Here is an 18,684-nt window from a genome sequence, read left to right on the forward strand (position 1 = left end):
CATGGAGGTCGGACTGGACTGGACCACCGTCTTGATCGCCGCCCTCGCCTATCTTTCCGCCCTGTTCGCCATCGCCCATTGGGCCGACCGGCGGGAGGCGGCGGGGCACAGCGTCATCGCCTCCCCCACCGTCTTCGCGCTGTCTCTGGGCGTCTACTGCACGACCTGGACCTTCTACGGCTCGGTCGGGCGGGCGGCGACGCTGGGCATCGGCTTCCTGCCGGTCTATCTCGGCCCCACCCTGCTGATGCTGCTGGCGCCGCTGGTCCTGCGCAAGATCCTGCGCATCGCCAAGGCGCAGCGCATCACCTCCATCGCCGATTTCCTCGCCAGCCGCTACGGCCACAGCCCGCTGCTGGGCGGGCTGGTGGCGTTGACCGCGACCGTGGGCGTGACGCCCTACATCGCCCTGCAATTGAAGGCGGTCGCCGTCAGCTTCGACGCGCTGACCGGCGGCGGCGGGCTCGGGCCGGCGGAAGGCCCGTTCCTCGACCATGGCTTCCTGATCGCCGCGGTGATGGCGCTGTTCGCCATCGTCTTCGGCGCCCGCCAGATCGACGCGGCCGAGCACCATCCCGGCATGGTCGCCGCCATCGCCCTGGAATCTCTGGTGAAGCTGATCGCCTTCCTGGCGGTCGGGCTGTTCGTCGTCTGGGGCCTGCATGACGGGCTGGAGAGCCTGTTCGATGCGGCAGCCGCCCGCCCCGACCTTGCCCGCCTGATGGGCAGCGATCCGGCACTCGGCCATGCGCCGACGGGAAACGGGCCGGTGGGGAATGGGCCGTGGGGTGCCTGGGTCACCACCACGATCCTGTCGGCCGCGGCGATGCTGTGCCTGCCGCGCCAGTTCCAGGTGATGGTGATCGAATCGGTGGACGAGCGCCATCTCGACCGCGCGGTGTGGCTGTTCCCGCTCTACCTCCTGCTCATCAACCTGTTCGTGCTGCCGGTTGCCCTGTCGGGACTGCTGAGCTTCGGCGGACGGGTCGATCCCGACCTGTTCATGGTCGCCCTTCCCCTCAGCGGCGGAGCGGACTGGCTGGCGCTGCTGGCCTTCCTGGGCGGGCTGTCGGCGGCGGCGGGGATGATCGTCGTGGAGTCGGTGGCGCTGTCCACCATGCTGTGCAACGATCTGGTGATGCCGATCCTGCTGCGCACCCGGTCGCGGGCGCTGGCGCGCTCCGCCGATCTGGCGCCGCTGCTGCTGGCGGTCCGGCGCATCGCCATCGTGGCGATCCTGCTGTTCGGCTACGGATATTTCCGGCTGGCGGGGTCGGCCTACGCGCTGGTGTCGATCGGGCTGATCTCCTTCACCGCGGTGGCGCAGTTCGCCCCGGCCCTGATCGGCGGCCTGTATTGGCGCGGAGCGACCCGGCGCGGCGCCATCGGCGGGGTGACGGCCGGGACGCTGGTCTGGGCCTACACCCTGCTGCTGCCCAGCTTCGCGCGGTCGGGCTGGCTGCCGGCCAGCTTCATCGCCGACGGCCCGTGGGGCGTCGCCGCCCTGCGGCCCTATGCGCTGTTCGGGCTGGAGGGCTGGGACTCGCTGGCCCATTCCCTGTTCTGGACCGCACTTGCCAACATCGGCGCCTATGTCGGCCTGTCGCTGTTCGATCGGCCCGGCGCTGCGGAGCGGGCGCAGGCCGCCGCCTTCGTCGATGTCTTCCAACCCGCCCCGAATGACGCCGCACCGCTGCGGGAGGCGCCGCCGGACTGGCGCAGCGCCGCCAGCGTCGGCGATCTCACCCGCGTGGTCGCCCGTTTCCTCGGCCCGCAGCGTGCCGAGCGGGCCTTCGCCGGCGCCGAGCCGGATGAGCCGGCCGGGCCGGAGCGGCTGCGGTTGGCCGAACGGCTGCTGGCCGGCGCGATTGGTGGGGCGTCGGCCCGCGTCGCCCTCGCCTCCTCCGTCTCGGCCGGGGCGGTGGAGGCGGCGGAGCTTCTGCGCATGCTCGACGAGACCAGCGACGTTATCGCCCACAGCCGCGAGTTGGAGCGCAAGACCGCGGAGCTGGAGCGCGCCACCGACGCCCTGCGCGCCGCCAACGAACGGCTGACCGAGCTGGACCGGCTGAAGGACGATTTCCTGTCCACCGTCACCCACGAACTGCGCACGCCGCTGACCTCGATCCGGGCGCTGAGCGAGATCCTGCACGATTCCCCCGACCTCGACACCGACCAGCGGCAGGAGTTCCTGGCCGTCATCATCAAGGAGAGCGAGCGGCTGACCCGCCTGATCAATCAGGTGCTGGACATGGCGAAGATCGAGGCCGGGGCGCTGGACTGGCGGATCGAGACCATTGACGTCGGACCGGCGCTGACCGAGGCGGTCGCCGCGACGGAGGCGCTGTTCCTGGAGCGTGGCATCACGCTGTCGTTGGATATTCCGGACCACCTGCCGGCGGTGCGCGGCGATGTCGACCGGGTGATCCAGGTCGTGGTCAACCTGCTGTCCAACGCTGCCAAGTTCACGCCGCCCGGCGGCCGGACCCGGCTGGAGACGCGCTTGGAGAGTGGCTTCCTGCGGGTGACGGTGACCGACAGCGGCCCCGGCGTTGCGGCGAAGGACCGCGAACTCGTGTTCGACCGCTTCCGCCAGTCCGGCGACACGCTGACCGGCAAGCCGGCCGGCACCGGCCTGGGGCTGGCCATCGCCAAGCGAATCGTCGAGCATCTCGGCGGACGGATCGGGGTGGCGGACGCGCCGGCCGGGCCGGGCCCCGAGTCGGGCAAGGGCGCCGCATTCTGGTTCACGCTGCCGCTCGCCGGGAACCCGGCCGATGCCCCGGAGTTTGGCGAGCGGCGGGAGTGATCGGACACCGATCCTTTACAATGGTCTGGCAGCGCCGCAATCCCGTGTTATCCTGCAGGATATCTGTGTTCCTCATCGAAGATAAGGATTCCCGCTTGCGGTCCGGCCCAAGCTCGCACCTCGAGCGGCATACAACCGATGGGGTGCCATACGCCACAGCCCTTCCCGTTCGGACGATGCGCGCTTATGGTACGCTGCGCGGAGCTGGGTGCGATACGGGGCGCCATGCGGGTCCGGCAGAGCGGCCCGCCTGTCGGGCGGGTTGGCGGTAGGAAGGCGGGATGGGCAAGATACTGGTTGTCGACGACGAGCGGGACGTCCAGACGCTGATCATGCAGCGTTTCCGCCGCGCCGTACGTGCCGGCGAACTGGAATTCCTGTTCGCCCATGACGGGAAGGAGGCGCTGGAGACCCTGCGCGCCCGGCCCGACATCGACATGGTGCTGAGCGACATCAACATGCCGGGCATGGACGGGCTGACGCTGCTGGACCATTTGCCGCAGGTGAATGCCGACATCCGCGCGGTGATGGTGTCGGCCTATGGCGATCTCGGCAATGTCCGCGCGGCGATGAACCGCGGCGCCTTCGACTTCATCATCAAGCCCATCGACTTCGCCGATCTGGAAGCCACCATCCACAAGACGCTGGAGGCCTGCCGTTCCGTGCGCCGGCTGCGCGACGCGCTGCAGGAAACCCGGACGGCGGAGGCGGCGTCGCGTGCCCAGGCCGCCCGCCTGCGCCGGGTCCTGGACGGCAGCCCGATCGGCGTGGCGATCATCACGGAAAGCGGCGAACTGCTTTACTGCAACCAGCGCTGCACCGACCTGTTCGGCGTGCCGGCGGAGACGCTGCAGCATCACTGCGCCCCCACCCTGTTCCGCCATGTCCAGGACCGGCTGACGGGACGGCCATCGGAAACCGAGGCCCTGTCGGCTTCGGAAGAGATCCATTACGTCCGCGAGGACGGGCGAACGGTGTGGATGGCGATGTCCGTCGACCGCACCAACTACGAAAGCAAGCCGGTCTTCATCGTCTGGCTCTATGACATCACCGAACGCAAGGTGCAGGCGGAGGCTCTGCGCCGCGCCAAGGATTCGGCCGAACAGGCACTGGCCGACCTTGAACGCATGCAGTCCGACCTGATCCGGGCGGAGAAGATGGCGGTGATCGGACAGCTGATCGCCGCGGTCGCGCACGAGATCAACACGCCCGTCGGCATCGCGCTGACCGCCGCCACCCATCTGCAGACGGCGTCGGAAGCGATCATCCTGACCTTCAACGGCGGACAGCTGCGCAAAAGCGATTTTCAGGAATATATCGGCACGGCCAGCGAGGTTTCGACGCTCCTGGTCGCGAACATCGAACGCGCCGCCGCCCTGATCCAGAGCCTGAAACTGGTGACGGAGGGCAAGGCCAACTCCCCGCGCAGCCGCTTCGACCTGCGCGACTATCTGTCCGACATCGCGCTGGCGGTGCAGGTGCAGCCGGCCGCGTCCAGGCACCAGCTGGTTCTTGACTGCCCCGACGGCATTGCCCTCGACACCTATCCCGGTGCGCTGACCGAGGTGCTCCTGGCCCTGCTGACCAATGCCTTCGCCCACGCCTTCGAAACGGAGCCGGCCCCGGCGGCCGTCGTGGAAAGCGTCGGCGCGATGGCCGCCGGCGGAGCCGATGGTCTGGAAGAGGAACCGGATGGCAACCGGAACCGCCGGGGCCGGGTCACGGTTTCGGTCAGGCTGCTCGACAACGAGCGCATTGAACTTGTGGTGTCAGACAACGGCCGCGGCATCCCGGACGACATCCAGCCGCGGCTGTTCCAGCCCTTCGCCACCACCCGGCGTGGATCGGGCAGCATGGGGCTGGGGCTTTATGCGGCGTTCAACCTCGTTACCGGCAAGCTGGGCGGCGAGATCGACATCGACAGCGCGGTCGGCCGTGGAACGACCGTGATCCTGCGCCTGCCGCTGGATGCCCCCTGACACGGCTTGGATGACCACCTCGCAAGACCGATACGGGCGACGGGAGACGGGAACCGGACATGGACGATTTCACCAACCTCAAGGTTTTGCCGCCTCGGTCCGTGCAGGAGGCCCTGGACCTCGGGCGCGTCTACCATGATCAACTCGTCGCTGCGATGCCCGGCCTGCTCGTCCACAGCAACGACACCATCCTGCATTGCAGCGCCACCCTCGCCCGCCTGCTTGGATACGAGTCGACCGAAAGCATCCAGGCACTGCCGGGCGCCATGACGCTGGTCCCCGAGGACGACCGGCACACGGAACAGGATGTCTACACGCGCTGCCTGAGGGGATTGATCCGCTCGCAGGTGCGCCGGATCAAGCGGCACCGAGCGGACGGCAGCGTCCAGTGGTTCGACCAGCTCATGGAGTCGGTCGACTGGGGCGGACAGCCGGCGGTGATGGAGATGCTGACCCTGATGCGCCCGCTGGCTGCCAATGCCGAGCTGCCGCATCAGGAACAGTTGCTGCAGGCGGCGATCGACGCCATGCCGAACGGCGTTCTGATGCTGGATCGCGACCTGAATGTCGAAGGCGCCAACAGCGAATTCTATCGGCTGTGGGATTATCCCATCGGCATGTTCCCCCCCGGGACGGCCGTTGCCTTGATTCTGACCTACAACCACGCACGCGGCGATTACGGCGACGTTCCCTGTGAAGAGACCGTCGCGGAATTGTGCTCCCGTTACCTGGTCAAGGGTGTCTTCAACTCCGAACGCCGCGTACCGAACGGCCGCACCCTCGATATCCGCACCGCGCCACGTGCCGATGGCGGCTATGTCATCACCCACCATGACATTACCGACCGCAAACGCATCGAGGATGAGCTGCGCCAGGCCAAGGAACGTGCCGAAGCGATCCTGAAGGAACTGCGGGAAACCCAACGGCAACTGATCGTGCAGGAAAAGATGGCCGCCTTGGGCCAATTGACTGCCGGAATTGCCCATGAATTGAAGAACCCGCTGAACTTCGTCAACAATTTCGCCGAGCTTTCGGGCGAATTGCTGGACGAACTTCTGGAACTGCTGGAGCCGCTGAACGGCCATCTGGATGATGCCACGCGTATCGATGTCAACGATTTGGCCGGCAGCCTGCAAGGCAATTTGCGCAAGATTGCCGACCATGGCCGGCGCGCCGACGGCATCGTGAAGAGCATGCTGGCCCATTCGCGTGGCGGCGGTGGCGAGTGGCAGGCGACGGACCTGAATGCGCTGGTCGAAGAGGCGCTGACCCTGTCCTACCACGCCTTCCGCGCCCAGGACCGTGCCTTCAACGCCATATTGACGAAGCATTTCGACCTTGTGGTCGGAGAGGTGAAGCTGGTGCCGCAGGACGTGTCGCGTGTCCTGGTCAACCTGTTCACCAACAGCTTCTACGCCATCCGGAAACGCCAACTGATCTGCGGCGACCCGACCTTCGCGCCGCGGGTCGACGTTACAACCTCTGCAAGCGCCGCCGATGTGTCGATCCGCATCCGGGACAATGGCATCGGCATGCCGCCGGCCGTCCTCGACAAGCTGTTCACGCCCTTCTTCACAACCAAGCCGACCGGGGAGGGGACCGGCTTAGGCCTTTCGCTGAGCTATGACATCGTGGTACATCAGCACAGGGGGCGATTCGACGTGTCCAGCGTCGAGAACGACCACGCCGAATTCACAATCACGCTGCCGCGTGCAGCGACCGCGGTGTCGTTAGGGGAGCGCCGAAAGACATGACCCTGGGAATTCTTGTCGTCGACGACGAACCCGACATCGAGGATCTGTTCCGCCAGCGCTTTCGCGCCGAACTTCGCCGCGGTGAATTGGTCTTTCACTTCGCCGCTTCCGCCGAGGAAGCGCTGCAAAATCTGAACTCCGGGTTGCAACCGGAGGCAGTACTCGTCCTCAGCGACATCAACATGCCGGGCATGAGCGGGCTGGAGCTGCTGGAGCGCCTGCGGGTCGACTCGCCGGACGTGCCGGTCATCATGGTCACCGCCTATGGCGACAACGAGAACCGCCGCCGGGCGCTCGACATCGGTGCCACCGACCTGGTGACCAAGCCGGTCGATTTCGTCGCGCTGAAAAAGCTGGTCCACAGCGTCATCGAGCAGAAGAGCGCCGCCTGACCGGGCATTCCGGCTCAATCCCTTCATGCCCCGCATACCGCCGCGATGTCGGTCAGTTCCGATGACGCGCCGGCTGCGCAGGATGGGCAGTGCGGGTCGACCGGAACCGCGATCTCGCTGAACTCGCCCCGCAGGCCGTCATAGAGCAGCAGGCGGCCGGCCATCGGTTCTCCCAGCCCCAGCAGAAGCTTGATCGTCTCGGCCGCCATAATGGTGCCGATCACACCGGGCAGCACGCCCAGCACGCCGGCCTCGGCACAGGATGGGGCGTATTCGGCCGGCGGCGGTTCGGGGAACAGGCACCGGTAACAGGGGCGCACGCCCGGTGCGGCGCCGCCGAACACCGAGACCTGCCCTTCGAACCGGAAGATGGCGCCGTAGACGTTCGGCACGCCCAGCCGCAGGCAGGCATCGTTGACGAGATAGCGCGTCGGCAGATTGTCGGACCCGTCGACCACCACATCGTGGCCAGCGAGCAAATCCAGCACGTTGGCGGCTTCCAGCCGGGCTTCGTGGGCCACCACCTCGATGGTCGGGTTCAGGTCGAGCAGCGCGGTGCGACCGCTCTCCACCTTGCGCTGCCCCAGCCGGCTTTCGGCATGCAGAATCTGGCGTTGCAGATTGCTGCGCTCCACCCGGTCATCGTCGATCAGGGTCAGCCGACCGACGCCGGCCGCAGCCAGATACAGTGCGATCGGCGACCCCAGGCCGCCGGCGCCGATCAGGGCGACGCGGCTGCGCAGCAGCTTGTGCTGTCCGGCCTCGCCAACCTCGGGCATGGTCAGATGACGGCGGTAGCGCTCGCGCTGGGCGGCGTCGAGCCGCGGCGGCACCTCCACCGGGAGGCCTGCGGCCTTCCAGGCGGAGAAACCGCCGGCGACCGAACGCACATCGCCATACCCCAGCCGCAGCAGATCCTCGGCAGCGAAGAGCGACCGGGTGCCGCCGGCGCACATCAGCAGGATCGGGCGCATAGGATCGGGCGCCGCCTCTTCGATGCGCAACTCCAGGAAACCGCGCGGCAGGCGCAGCGCCCCGGCCGGAGTGCCGGACGCCGTCTCCTCGTCCTCGCGAACATCGACGAGCAGGGCGCCTCCCGTCTGCTGGGACAGCGCCTCGGCGGCGGCGATCTCCGGAATACGGGCGCGCAGGTCGGACAGGCGCCGGTCCTTCAGGCTCATGACTGCTCCTCAACCGCCCGCCAGGGCGACCATCAGCGTCAGGGTGGCGCCGGCCGGCAATGCGGCCTCCAACCCACCCAGGCGCCGCACGTCGTCACGACCGAGATAGACGTTCACGAACCGGCGCAACTCGCCCTCCGCGGTGAACAGCCGGTCGCGGAACGTCTCCTGCCCGGCGGTCAGCGCTGCCAGCGCCTCACGCACGGTGGCAGCCGGAACCGCCACCTGATCCTTCCCGCCGACGAAGCCACGCAGCGGGGTCGGTATGCGAATCGTCACCTCGGTCACGCCTGCATCTCCTTTTCGGGCAGGGCCTCCGCGGCCTTGCCAAGCGCCGCCTCCGCCTCGGCGGCCAGACGGCGGAACAGATCGCGCACCTGCTTGGCCCGCATCAGGTCGATGCGCAGGTCGAGCACGTCCTTGAAGCCGGCCTCGTTGGCCCAGACATCGGCCGGCGCATCCATGTGGCAATTGGTGTGGGCGAGATGGTCGGCAATCAGTTCGTCGATCGATTCGGTCGGTTGCTGGCTGCTGTCGCCGAAATGCAGCGCCATCACCTGTTCGATCAGCGCCGCCTCCTCCGCCGTCGCCTCGTACAGCCCGCGCAGGCGCAGTTCGTTCAACACCGGCTTGGTCGTGCGCGCCATCATGCGGCGGGGGATCAGCCAGCGGATCATCGCCCGCTCGACCGCCAGCTCATGCATCAGTTCGGCGAATTCGGCGTCGGTCAGGTCGTTGCGGCGGCACCAGTCGGCCAACGCTTCCGGGCTGCCGAGCTTCCGTGCGTTGCAAAAACGCCAGACCTCGGCATCGATCGCCGCCTGATCGACGGTCACGCCGACCACCTCCGCCAGCTGCATGATCAGCAGCCGCCCAAGCGCCGCCTTGTTGATCTGGGCGAAGTCCGGACGGTGCAGCGCCGCATGGCTGGCAATTTCCGACAGCGGCACGCTGTAGCCGCCATGGGCGACGCGCCGGTCTCGCTCGTACAGCACGCTGAACGCATGCGAGGCGTTGAAGGTGAAGGGGGCCGGGCGCGGCGGGGTGATCAGGCTGGCGAGATGGATCAACAGCGCCTCGGCGTCGCGGCGCTTCTGGTCGACCGCACCGTCCGCCAGGAAAGCCTCGATCCGCTGCGTCTCCGCGTCGGTCAGCCCGGCATCCGCCCAGATGCGGTCGCGCTTGCGGTCGGTGAAGTAGAGCCGCTTGGCCGCCGCGATCACCCGGTCGTGCAAGGCGGCGTCGACCACCCCCGCCGCCAGCGCGGCCGCCATGCTGGCGCGCAGATTCACCAGCGGCTCCGACAATGGGAAATAGCCGTCCTCCGGTCCGGCGTGGGCAAGCGCAACCTCGTCGTCGCCGGTCAGGCGGCCATCGATGAACTGCCGCGCCACCTCGCCCACCGGCACCATGCCGAAGGGATGGCATTCCGCCGCCCGCAATGCCCCCATGCTGGAGGCGCCATAGACGGCGATTCCCTGATGCAGGGCGAACAGGATCTCCTTGTGCCAGACCGACAGCGACTGGCCGAACACGCCGTCGATCAAGGCGATCACGTCCGGGCGATGAATGGTCATCGCGCTGAGGACATCCGCCTGCGCCGCCGGCGGCAGATAGATCGCGTCGGGCAGCAGCGCCCGGGCATCGTCCAACGGCATCGTCGGGCCGAGGAACACGCAGATCTTCATGCGCCCCATCCTGTTCATGCGACCGCTCCCACCCGGCCGGCCTGCGCCTGCAATGCCTTGGCGAAGGCCAGGGGGCGTGGGCCCGGGGTATAGAAGTCGAAGAGATAGCCTTCCAGGCCGGGCACCACCACCCGCACGACCGGAATGCCGATCTCCGGCTGGGTCAGATCGAAGACCAGGGCCTGATCGATGCCGGACCGGCGCAGGACGCCCAGCAGTATCGCGATATCGCCCTCGAAGGTCGGCGTCGAGAGGTTCGCATGGCGCCGGCCGTCAACAGTGCATGGAGCGCTTTCGAGCGCCGCGATCTCCGCCGTGCCGTCGGCGTTCTGGTTGCGGATCAGGTCGCGGCGGAAAAAGTCGTCCCGCGATCCCGCGATCAGCACCAGTCGCGACTGCACCGCCTCGGTCAGGGCCCGGCACATGGCGACCGCCGGCTCCAGATGGCTGCCGTAACCGCGATGCATGCCGGTCTTGCGGACGTCCCGGTCATACACCATCGCCAGATAACTCGGCACCCCCATGTCATTGGTGACATCGTAAAGCAACGGGCGGATCCCGGCTTCATCGAACCGGCGCAGCAGATCGAGTACGGAGGGCGCATCGATGGTCGACAGGTCCACCCGGGGCATCGGCATGCGCAGCACGTCGCTGGCATAGCGCCAGCACGCCACCGAGTCGCGCTCGATCACCTCGTAGAGGCCGGCGGCGATCGCCTCGAGGATGTGGTTGCCGCTGGCCAGTCCGTTGGTCCCCATCGCATAGAAGCTGCGCAGGCCCGGCCGGGCGACCGGGTTGCTGTAAAGACCGACGGAGGTCCACGGCGCGGCGACCGGGCGTCCGTTCATCAGATCCCAGCCCCAGGTCCAGAACTCCGGATTGTCGGGACGGAAAGCCCCGCCCTTGGTGCCGGGAATCCGGTCGAGCGGGATGCGCCCGTCGGCGGGCAGCTGGTTCCAGCTGACCTCAAGATAAGGAAGCTGCAGCGTTTCGGCGTGGTGGAACTCGATCGCTTCCATCGCGGCCGACACGGTGGCGGCGGCAAGGCTGAACCCCTTGCCGGCACTGCCCGACAAGGTGGGGCTGTTGGGACGGTGGCCCAGCACCGTGTGGATGCCCAGCCGGTCCAGCCCGGTGACATCGGCCAGCCGGGTGATTCCGCAGCGCGCGAAATGGGGAGAAATGCGGGCCAGCGTCTCTTCCGGCGTCGACGTGCGATGAGTGCCCAGGAAGAAGCGCTTGGCCGCATGGTGGACGGTATCGCCCAACCTTATGCCGAAAGGCGCCGTCCCATTCGGAACGGGAGAGACACCGAACTGCGGCACGGCCGAAGGCGGCGATGCCGGGCGGCTTTGATCGAACGAAGCGTTGACTGGCATGGGTGCGGTCTTGGCCCTCGGCTGCGGCCGGTTCGGATAGAGACGTCAGCATTGATCGTCACGCCGCCGTCGGCAATAGCCAACTCTGCGGAACCAGCATGACGCGGGGGCCGGACGTCGCGAGAACGCCGGCCCCCACGACATCACGACTTGATCGGCGTGTCGTCGTCGGTCGCCGCCGGATTGGCCGTGCCGGCAGCGCTAGCCGCAGGCGACGGAGCACCGGCTGCAGCGAACCCGGCCGTGCCGGCAGCCCCCGCCGCGGCGAAGCCGGCCATACCGGCAGCACTGGCCGCAGGCGACGGAGCGCCAGCCGCAGCAAACCCGGCGGTGCCGGCAGCACCCGCCGCGGCGAAGCCAGCCATGCCGGCAGCACTGGCCGCAGGAGACGGAGCGCCAGCCGCAGCGAACCCGGCCGTACCGGCAGCACTGGCCGCAGGAGACGGAGCACCAGCCGCAGCGAACCCGGCCGTGCCGGCAGCGCTCGCCGCAGGCGACGGAGCGCCAGCCGCAGCGAACCCGGCCGTACCGGCAGCGCTGGCCGCAGGCGACGGGGCGCCAGCAGCGGCGAACCCAGCCGTACCGGCAGCGCTGGCCGCAGGAGACGGAGCACCGGCTGCAGCAAACCCGGCCGTGCCAGCAGCACCCGCCGCGGCGAACCCAGCCGTGCCGGCAGCGCTGGCCGCAGGAGACGGAGCACCGGCTGCAGCAAACCCGGCCGTGCCAGCAGCACCCGCCGCGGCGAACCCAGCCGTGCCGGCAGCGCTGGCCGCAGGAGACGGAGCACCGGCTGCAGCAAACCCGGCCGTGCCAGCAGCACCCGCCGCGGCGAACCCAGCCGTGCCGGCAGCGCTGGCCGCAGGAGACGGAGCACCGGCTGCGGCAAACCCGGCCGTGCCAGCAGCACCCGCCGCGGCGAACCCAGCCGTACCGGCAGCGCTGGCCGCAGGCGACGGAGCGCCAGCCGCAGCAAACCCGGCGGTACCGGCAGCACCCGCCGCGGCGAAGCCAGCCGTACCGGCAGCGCCGGCCGCAGGAGACGGAGCGCCAGCCGCGGCGAACCCGGCCGTGCCGGCAGCACCGGCCGCAGCGAAGCCAGCCATACCGGCAGCACTGGCCGCAGGCGACGGAGCCCCCGCCGCGGCAAAGCCAGCCGTACCGGCAGCGCCGGCCGCAGGAGACGGAGCGCCAGCGGCAGCAAACCCGGCGGTGCCGGCAGCACCTGCAGTGGCGTGCCCGGCCATGCCCGCGCCGGCAAAGGACGGAAGCGCAACGCCCGCCAGCGAAACAGCCGACGCTGCATTCGCAATCGATTCAGCGACGGTTGCGACACCCGTCTCGTCCGACAGATTGCCGAATGCCTCGGCCGCGGCAGAGCGCACATCCTCCGCCGTTACTCCGGCGAAACCGCCCTGCGCAAGAAGGGCGTGCTTGCCGGCAATATCCGACGTGTTCAACTGATCCCTAAATCCGCCATCGGTGGCGAGACGCTTTATAAGGTCAAGAGCCTGTTCGCTGGCCATTTGGCCCCTCCTGCAACGGGACTGCCAATATGATTGTTACTATCGTTGAGCAACGGCTAAACCAATAGCATAGGCAATCGGGCAAATTTCTACCAAAATCCTGCAGCTTCCGACAAATCGCGCACAAATTTAATATTGGGCGGCTGGTGCGGCATGTGACGGAAACTCCGCCAATCCGCGAAGAAAACACGACGCATCAATCGGATTGTGTTGAACAACAGCCGCACTACGCAAAGACGAAAGCGGCAGGCTGACTGGAGCAACTCGACATTGCTTCAGCCAGCCCATCCACTACCGCCCCTGGATTCAGGCGGCCTTCTGATAAGCAGAGGCCGATGCATGGCTGAAGTTCGCGTTGAACGACGCCATCACATGAGCATCGACGGTTTCAATCGCTGACGCGCTGGCAGCGACATGCGTCGGAGCCAACGCCCGGCCGTCAGCGGTCTCGATCGCAGACGCGCTCATCGCCACCGGCAGCGGAGCCAGCGCATAGCCATCAGCGGTCTCGATTGCGGACGCGCTCATCGCCACAAGCGTCGGCGCCAGCGCACGGCCATCAGCGGTCTCGATCGCGGACGCGCTCATCGCCACAGGCAGCGGAGCCAGCGCCCGGCCGTCAGCGGTCTCGATCGCGGACGCGCTGGCGGCAACGGCGTTCACCACGCCTGCGCTCGGAACGAGGTGGGAAACGGCAGCCTCCGCTTGCGCGCCGAAGGCGTTCGCTGCGGCCGTGCGCATGTCGGACGCCGTCAGCGTTCCGAAGCCGCAACGCTGGAGAAGATCGCGCTTCCCCCGTGCGTCGAGAGATTGCAGCTGGCTGCGAAAGCCATGGTCGGTAGCGAGGGACTTCAAGAGATCGAGAGCCGTCGAGTCGGCCATGTTCATCGCCTCCATCATTCATGCCGGTCGGGTCCAGCGGGCATGACGACGGTACTGTGAAGACTCAGTCTCGAACAAGTTAAAAAGTTGCGTTGCTCGGGAATATTGCTACCGACAGGCTTTCCGATCAGCAGGTCCGGCGCTGCAGCGACCGGACTGCCTGGGCGCGACCGTCGCCGAACCACTCCTCCCGCGTCTGGCGCCAGAAATCGGCCTCGGCGGGGACCATCGGTTCAGGCAGAAGGCCCGACCCGCGGATCCGGGAACCGAGACGGCGCGCCACGGCCTGGGAGGCGGCATTGTCCGGGTGGATCGAATGGACGACCTCGGTCCAGCCGAGATGGTCGAACACCCAGTCGATGGCCGCGACGGCACTTTCCATCGCATAGCCGCGCCCCCAGCATTCGCGCGGAAGAACCCAGCCGACCTCCGTCACCGGCCAGCCTTCCGGCACCCATGGGCCGACCCGTCCCACCCACCGGCCGCTGGCCTTCTCGATCACCGAAAACATGCCGAAGCCCTGGATCGCCCAGGCACCGGCCATGCCGACGAATCCACGCCACGCCACGGACCGCGACTGCAGGCCGCCTATGAAGACGGTCGCCTGGGGATCGGTCATCATCGCAGCCCATGCGTCGAAGTCCTCCGCGCGCGTGGGCCGAAGGATCAGGCGCGCGGTTTCCAGCACCGGTTCACCCATGGATGCCACCATCGCCGAATGGAAAGCACCGGGAAAAGGGCCAACCCAGGCCGGGAATATGCCTTATGAGGATCCTTGGCGTCGCGCGCAGATCGAGGATAACCGACAACCGAAGACACATAGCAGCCCCGTGACAAACAACGCATGGACGAATCATAATTCACAGGCATCAGCCGTCCGTCCAGAGCGAACTGTCGGTACTACCCCTTCATCTAAGCGGAAAACCCTAGGCGTTCTGGGCTAGGGTGGCGGCGCCTCCGGCATCCCATATAGTAGCGCGCCTCCCGGTCCCGCGACCGTGGGGGACAAGAAGAACGGACACAAGAACGGAGTACGACGATGTCGCGGTTTCGGATGGCGGTTCTGGCCCTGACGGCGATGAGCGGCGCAACCTTGGCCCTCACCGGCTTCAGCGGCGGCGCCGCAGCCCAGTCCAAGCTGGATTCCTCGGGCCAGCCCGTGTGGGACGAAAGCCACAACCAGCGTCCGACCGCGCCCAGCGACCGCGCGCTGCCGGCCGGGGTGGTGACGCTGCGCACGGCGACCTCCGCCCCCGGGCTGCTCGGCGTCTATGCCCGCAATGGCCTGCCCTTCGACATCGTGCTGACCCGGGTCGACGCCACCCAGTGCGTCAACATCGTGCCGGAGGATTGCGGCCTGCTCGGCACCGACATCCGCGTCGCGACCGGTGCGGAAGTGCTGGTGCGCAGCGTGCGGCAGGCCGACATGACCCGCACCTACGGCGTCGTTCCGGTCTACAGCTGGCGCCCGGCGGTCGCCGCCAAGTAACGCGGCCGGACGGGACCGCCGCCTCCCCTTTGCGGCGGTCCCGCCTTTTCCGTCCCCACCCTATTCTCTTGACTTCCCGTCACCCGCGGGCTGAATGCCCGGGAGATCAGACGGGTTGCCGGCGATGATATCCTTGTCCAAGATTATTCTCCTTGCGCTGGTGATCGGCGCGGTCTGGTACGGCTGGCGCTGGGTCAACCGCGTTCAGGAGATCGGCCGCGCCCGCACCGCCGCCCGCCGCCCGGATGGACGGCGCGATGCCGCCGGCGCCTCTTCGCGCGACTCCGGTACCCACACCCCCGCCATGGAGGCGGAGGATATGGAGAAATGTCCGGAATGCGGCGCCTATGTCGCTCCCCGCTCCGCCGTGTCCTGCGGCCGCCCGGCCTGCCCCTACGGACGCTGACGGCGGGAGCGGTCTGCCGCGCTGCGCTCTGACCGCGCTCCGCGCTGCGGCTTGATTTGACGGTCCCACCCGCCTATCGTGCGGCGCGTTTTCAACATTTCTATTGTGGACCGTCCATGGCCTCCCAGATCGGGACTTCCGACGGCGGAAACTCCGCCGACCGCCGCGGCCTGTCGTTCCAGGCCCTGATCCTCAAGCTCCACCAGTTCTGGTCGGAGCAGGGTTGCGTCATCCTGCAGCCCTACGACATGGAGGTCGGCGCCGGCACCTTCCACCCGGCGACCACGCTGCGCGCGCTGGGTCCGGATGCCTGGAAGGCGGCCTATGTGCAGCCGTCGCGCCGGCCGAAGGACGGCCGCTATGGCGAGAACCCGAACCGCCTGCAGCATTACTACCAGTACCAGGTCATCATGAAGCCCTCGCCGGCCAACGCGCAGGAGCTTTACCTGGACAGCCTGCGCGCCATCGGCATCGACCCGGCGCTGCACGACATCCGCTTCGTCGAGGACGACTGGGAAAGCCCGACGCTGGGCGCCTGGGGCCTGGGCTGGGAAGTGTGGTGCGACGGCATGGAAGTGACGCAGTACACCTATTTCCAGCAGGTTGGCGGCATCGAATGCGACCCCGTCGCGGTCGAGCTGACCTATGGGCTGGAGCGCCTCGCCATGTATGTGCAGGGCGTGGAGAATGTCTACGACCTGGACTTCAACGGCCAGGGCGTGAAGTACGGCGACGTGTTCAAGCGCGCCGAGGTCGAATATTCGAAGCACAATTTCGAGTTCGCCAACACCGACATGCTGCTCCAGCATTTCAAGGACGCCGAGGCCGAGTGCCAGGCGCTGGTCGCGCAGAACCTTGCGCTGCCCGCCTATGACCAGTGCATCAAGGCGTCGCATCTGTTCAACCTGCTGGACGCCCGCGGCGTGATCAGCGTTGTCGAGCGCGCCGCCTATATCGGCCGCGTGCGCACGCTGGCCAAGGCCTGCTGTGAAGTCTGGACGGGGGCGAAGTAATCCAATGACCGAACTCCTGATCGAATTCTTCTCCGAAGAAATCCCCGCCCGCATGCAGGCGCGGGCCGCCGACGACCTGAAGCGCCTCGTCACCGACAAGCTGGCGGCGAACGGCCTGACCTTCGCCAAGGCCGAAGCGCATTCCACCCCGCGCCGTCTGGCCCTGGTGGTCGACGGGCTGCCGGAGCGCACCGCCGACGTGCGCGAGGAGAAGAAGGGTCCGCGCGTCGGCTCGCCGGAGCAGGCGGTCGCCGGCTTCCTGAAGTCGGCCGGCCTCGACAGCCTCGACCAGTGCGAGCAGCGTGACACCGGCAAAGGCGTGTTCTATTTCGCGGTGACCGAGAAGAAGGGCCGCGAGACCGCAGCGGTGCTGGCGGAGATCATCCCCGCCGCCATGGCCGAACTGCCCTGGCCGAAATCGATGCGCTGGGGCACCGGCACCGTGCGCTGGGTCCGCCCGCTGCACTCGATCATCGCGCTGTTCGGCGGGCGTGTGCTCGACGGCGGCTATGACATCGGCGGCACCCAGGGCCGCGTCGCCTTCGGCAACGTCACCCGCGGCCACCGTTTCCTGGCGCCCGACGCCTTCACGGTGGAGAGCTTCGCCGACTACAAGGAGAAGCTGCTGGCCGCCAAGGTCGTGCTCGACCGCGAGGAGCGCAAGGCCAAGATCAAGGCCGATGCCGAGGCGTTGGCCGCCGCGCAGGGCCTGACCCTGTCGCCCGACGACGCGCTGCTGGAGGAGGTCGCCGGCCTCGTCGAATGGCCGGTCGTGCTGATGGGCGGCATCGACGAGAGCTTCATGGACGTGCCGTCGGAGGTCCTCATCACCTCCATGCGCACCCATCAGAAGTATTTCGCCGTGCTGGACGCCGAAGGCCGGATGGCCCCGCGCTTCATCGTCGTGGCGAACACCGAGACGCTGGACGGCGGCAAGGCCGTGGTTGCCGGCAACGAGCGCGTTCTGCGCGCCCGCCTGTCCGACGCCAAGTTCTTCTGGGACCAGGACCGCAAGACCAAGCTGGAAGCCCGCGTCCCGGCGCTGGAGAAGATCACCTTCCACGCCAAGCTGGGCACGGTGGCCGAGAAGGTCACCCGCGTGCAGCTGCTGGCCGCCGAGATCGCCCGCGCCATCGGTGCCGACAGCGACGCCGCCAGCCGCGCCGCCCTGCTCTGCAAGGCCGATCTGGTGACCGAAGTGGTCGGCGAGTTCCCCGAGGTGCAGGGGATCATGGGCCGTTACTACGCGCTGGGCCAGGGCGAGAGCGCCGACGTCGCCAACGCGATTGCCGACCATTACAAGCCGCTGGGTCCATCCGACAGCTGCCCGACCGCGCCGGTTTCGGTTTCGGTGGCGCTGGCCGACAAGATCGACACGCTGGTCGGCTTCTTCGCCATCGACGAGAAGCCGACGGGCTCGAAGGACCCCTATGCGCTGCGCCGCGCCGCGCTGGGCGTGATCCGGCTGGTGCTGGAGAACGGGCTGCGCGTGAAGCTGTCGGAGATTTTCGCTGCGGCCCATGGCGCCTACACGGTCAGCGGCTTCGCCCCGGCCGGCAGCGTCGGCGGCGACCTGATGTCCTTCTTCGCCGACCGCCTGAAGGTGGTGCTGCGCGAGAAGGGCGTGCGTCACGATCTGGTCGATGCGGTCTTCGCTCTTGGCGGCGAGGACGATCTGGTGCGGCTGCTGGCGCGGGTGAAGGCTCTGCAGGCCTTCGTCGGCTCCGAGGAGGGCGCCAACCTGGCAGCGGCCTACAAGCGCGCCTCCAACATCGTCCGCATCGAGGAGAAGAAGGACGGCGCCAGCTTCGACCAGCCGGTCGACGCCGACCGTCTGGCCCAGGACGAGGAAAAGGCGCTGTTCGCCGCGCTGAACGAGGCCTCGGCCACCGCCAAGCCGCTTCTGGACGCGGAGGACTTCACCGGCACCATGGCGGCGCTGGCGAAACTGCGCGGCCCGGTGGATGCCTTCTTCGACAAGGTCACGGTGAACGCGGAGGACAAGGACCTGCGCGCCAACCGCCTGCGCCTGCTGACTCAGATCCGCACCACGCTGAACGCGGTGGCCGACTTCTCGAAGATCGAGGGGTGAGGCTTGGGGGTGGGCGCCCCCGCTTTTGCCCCCTCCCCATCCCTCCCCCGCCTTTGGCGGTGGAGGGGGTTGGAGCTTTGCAAGAGTACAGCGGCAG

15 protein-coding genes are annotated in these 18,684 nt (G+C 67.9%); 8 read left to right on the top strand and 7 right to left on the bottom strand.

The features are described 5' to 3' along the window. Window position 1 precedes the first annotated feature (1 nt). The 4 genes from B9N97_RS23125 (at window position 2) to B9N97_RS23140 (ending at window position 6,934) form a co-directional block, all read left to right on the top strand. Window positions 2-2,809 (top strand): sensor histidine kinase, encoded by a 2,808-nt coding sequence (locus B9N97_RS23125; protein ID WP_085090042.1) that lies wholly within the window; start codon window positions 2-4, stop codon window positions 2,807-2,809. Window positions 2,810-3,090: 281 nt separating this feature from the next. Further along, a complete protein-coding gene (locus B9N97_RS23130) occupies window positions 3,091-4,788 on the top strand; it encodes a hybrid sensor histidine kinase/response regulator (protein WP_085090043.1) in 1,698 nt (565 codons plus the stop codon). A 59-nt stretch (window positions 4,789-4,847) separates the two neighbouring features. Next, window positions 4,848-6,542 carry a PAS domain-containing sensor histidine kinase gene (locus B9N97_RS23135; RefSeq protein WP_085090044.1) on the top strand — a complete coding sequence of 565 codons (1,695 nt, stop codon included), beginning with the start codon at window positions 4,848-4,850 and terminating at the stop codon, window positions 6,540-6,542. Then, window positions 6,539-6,934, top strand: a complete 396-nt coding sequence (locus tag B9N97_RS23140) for a response regulator (RefSeq protein ID WP_085090045.1) — start codon at window positions 6,539-6,541, stop codon at window positions 6,932-6,934. Before B9N97_RS23135 ends, B9N97_RS23140 begins: the two co-directional genes overlap by 4 nt. A 23-nt stretch (window positions 6,935-6,957) precedes the next feature. Here the strand turns inward: B9N97_RS23140 and moeB are convergent, their stop codons facing one another. The 7 genes from moeB to B9N97_RS23170 form a co-directional block, all read right to left on the bottom strand. After that, window positions 6,958-8,115: a molybdopterin-synthase adenylyltransferase MoeB gene (gene moeB / locus B9N97_RS23145; protein ID WP_085090046.1), complete on the bottom strand. Its 1,158-nt coding sequence runs from the start codon at window positions 8,113-8,115 to the stop codon at window positions 6,958-6,960. 9 nt (window positions 8,116-8,124) lie between these two features. Continuing rightward, window positions 8,125-8,403, bottom strand: coding sequence for a MoaD/ThiS family protein (locus B9N97_RS35970; protein WP_244560854.1), 279 nt, complete (start codon window positions 8,401-8,403; stop codon window positions 8,125-8,127). Further along, complete coding sequence (locus B9N97_RS23155) at window positions 8,400-9,803, bottom strand: TfuA-like protein (RefSeq protein WP_085090725.1); 1,404 nt, start codon at window positions 9,801-9,803, stop codon at window positions 8,400-8,402. Before B9N97_RS23155 ends, B9N97_RS35970 begins: the two co-directional genes overlap by 4 nt. 14 nt (window positions 9,804-9,817) lie before the next feature. Next, window positions 9,818-11,071, bottom strand: coding sequence for a YcaO-like family protein (locus B9N97_RS23160; protein ID WP_244560855.1), 1,254 nt, complete (start codon window positions 11,069-11,071; stop codon window positions 9,818-9,820). Between the two features lie 169 nt (window positions 11,072-11,240). Continuing rightward, complete coding sequence (locus B9N97_RS35160; protein ID WP_167393346.1) at window positions 11,241-12,485, bottom strand: hypothetical protein; 1,245 nt, start codon at window positions 12,483-12,485, stop codon at window positions 11,241-11,243. 526 nt (window positions 12,486-13,011) lie between these two features. Continuing rightward, window positions 13,012-13,587 carry a hypothetical protein gene (locus B9N97_RS23165; RefSeq protein ID WP_143266825.1) on the bottom strand — a complete coding sequence of 192 codons (576 nt, stop codon included), beginning with the start codon at window positions 13,585-13,587 and terminating at the stop codon, window positions 13,012-13,014. Window positions 13,588-13,714: 127 nt separating this feature from the next. Next, complete coding sequence (locus B9N97_RS23170; RefSeq protein ID WP_085090049.1) at window positions 13,715-14,287, bottom strand: GNAT family N-acetyltransferase; 573 nt, start codon at window positions 14,285-14,287, stop codon at window positions 13,715-13,717. 339 nt (window positions 14,288-14,626) lie between these two features. Here B9N97_RS23170 and B9N97_RS23175 point away from each other — a divergent pair, with 339 nt between their 5' ends. From B9N97_RS23175 to glyS, 4 genes are all read left to right on the top strand, one after another. Further along, window positions 14,627-15,076, top strand: a complete 450-nt coding sequence (locus B9N97_RS23175; RefSeq protein WP_085090050.1) for a hypothetical protein — start codon at window positions 14,627-14,629, stop codon at window positions 15,074-15,076. Window positions 15,077-15,200: 124 nt separating this feature from the next. Beyond that, on the top strand, window positions 15,201-15,482 hold the full coding sequence (locus B9N97_RS23180; RefSeq protein WP_085090051.1) for a hypothetical protein: 282 nt from the start codon (window positions 15,201-15,203) through the stop codon (window positions 15,480-15,482). Window positions 15,483-15,598: 116 nt separating this feature from the next. Beyond that, on the top strand, window positions 15,599-16,495 hold the full coding sequence (locus B9N97_RS23185) for a glycine--tRNA ligase subunit alpha (protein WP_014248542.1): 897 nt from the start codon (window positions 15,599-15,601) through the stop codon (window positions 16,493-16,495). Between the two features lie 4 nt (window positions 16,496-16,499). Beyond that, window positions 16,500-18,587 carry a glycine--tRNA ligase subunit beta gene (gene glyS, locus B9N97_RS23190; protein WP_085090052.1) on the top strand — a complete coding sequence of 696 codons (2,088 nt, stop codon included), beginning with the start codon at window positions 16,500-16,502 and terminating at the stop codon, window positions 18,585-18,587. The last annotated feature ends 97 nt before the right edge of the window (window positions 18,588-18,684 follow it).

Origin of the sequence: Azospirillum oryzae (assembly GCF_900177515.1) — a bacterium.
Classification (GTDB): Bacteria; Pseudomonadota; Alphaproteobacteria; order Azospirillales; family Azospirillaceae; genus Azospirillum; species Azospirillum oryzae_A.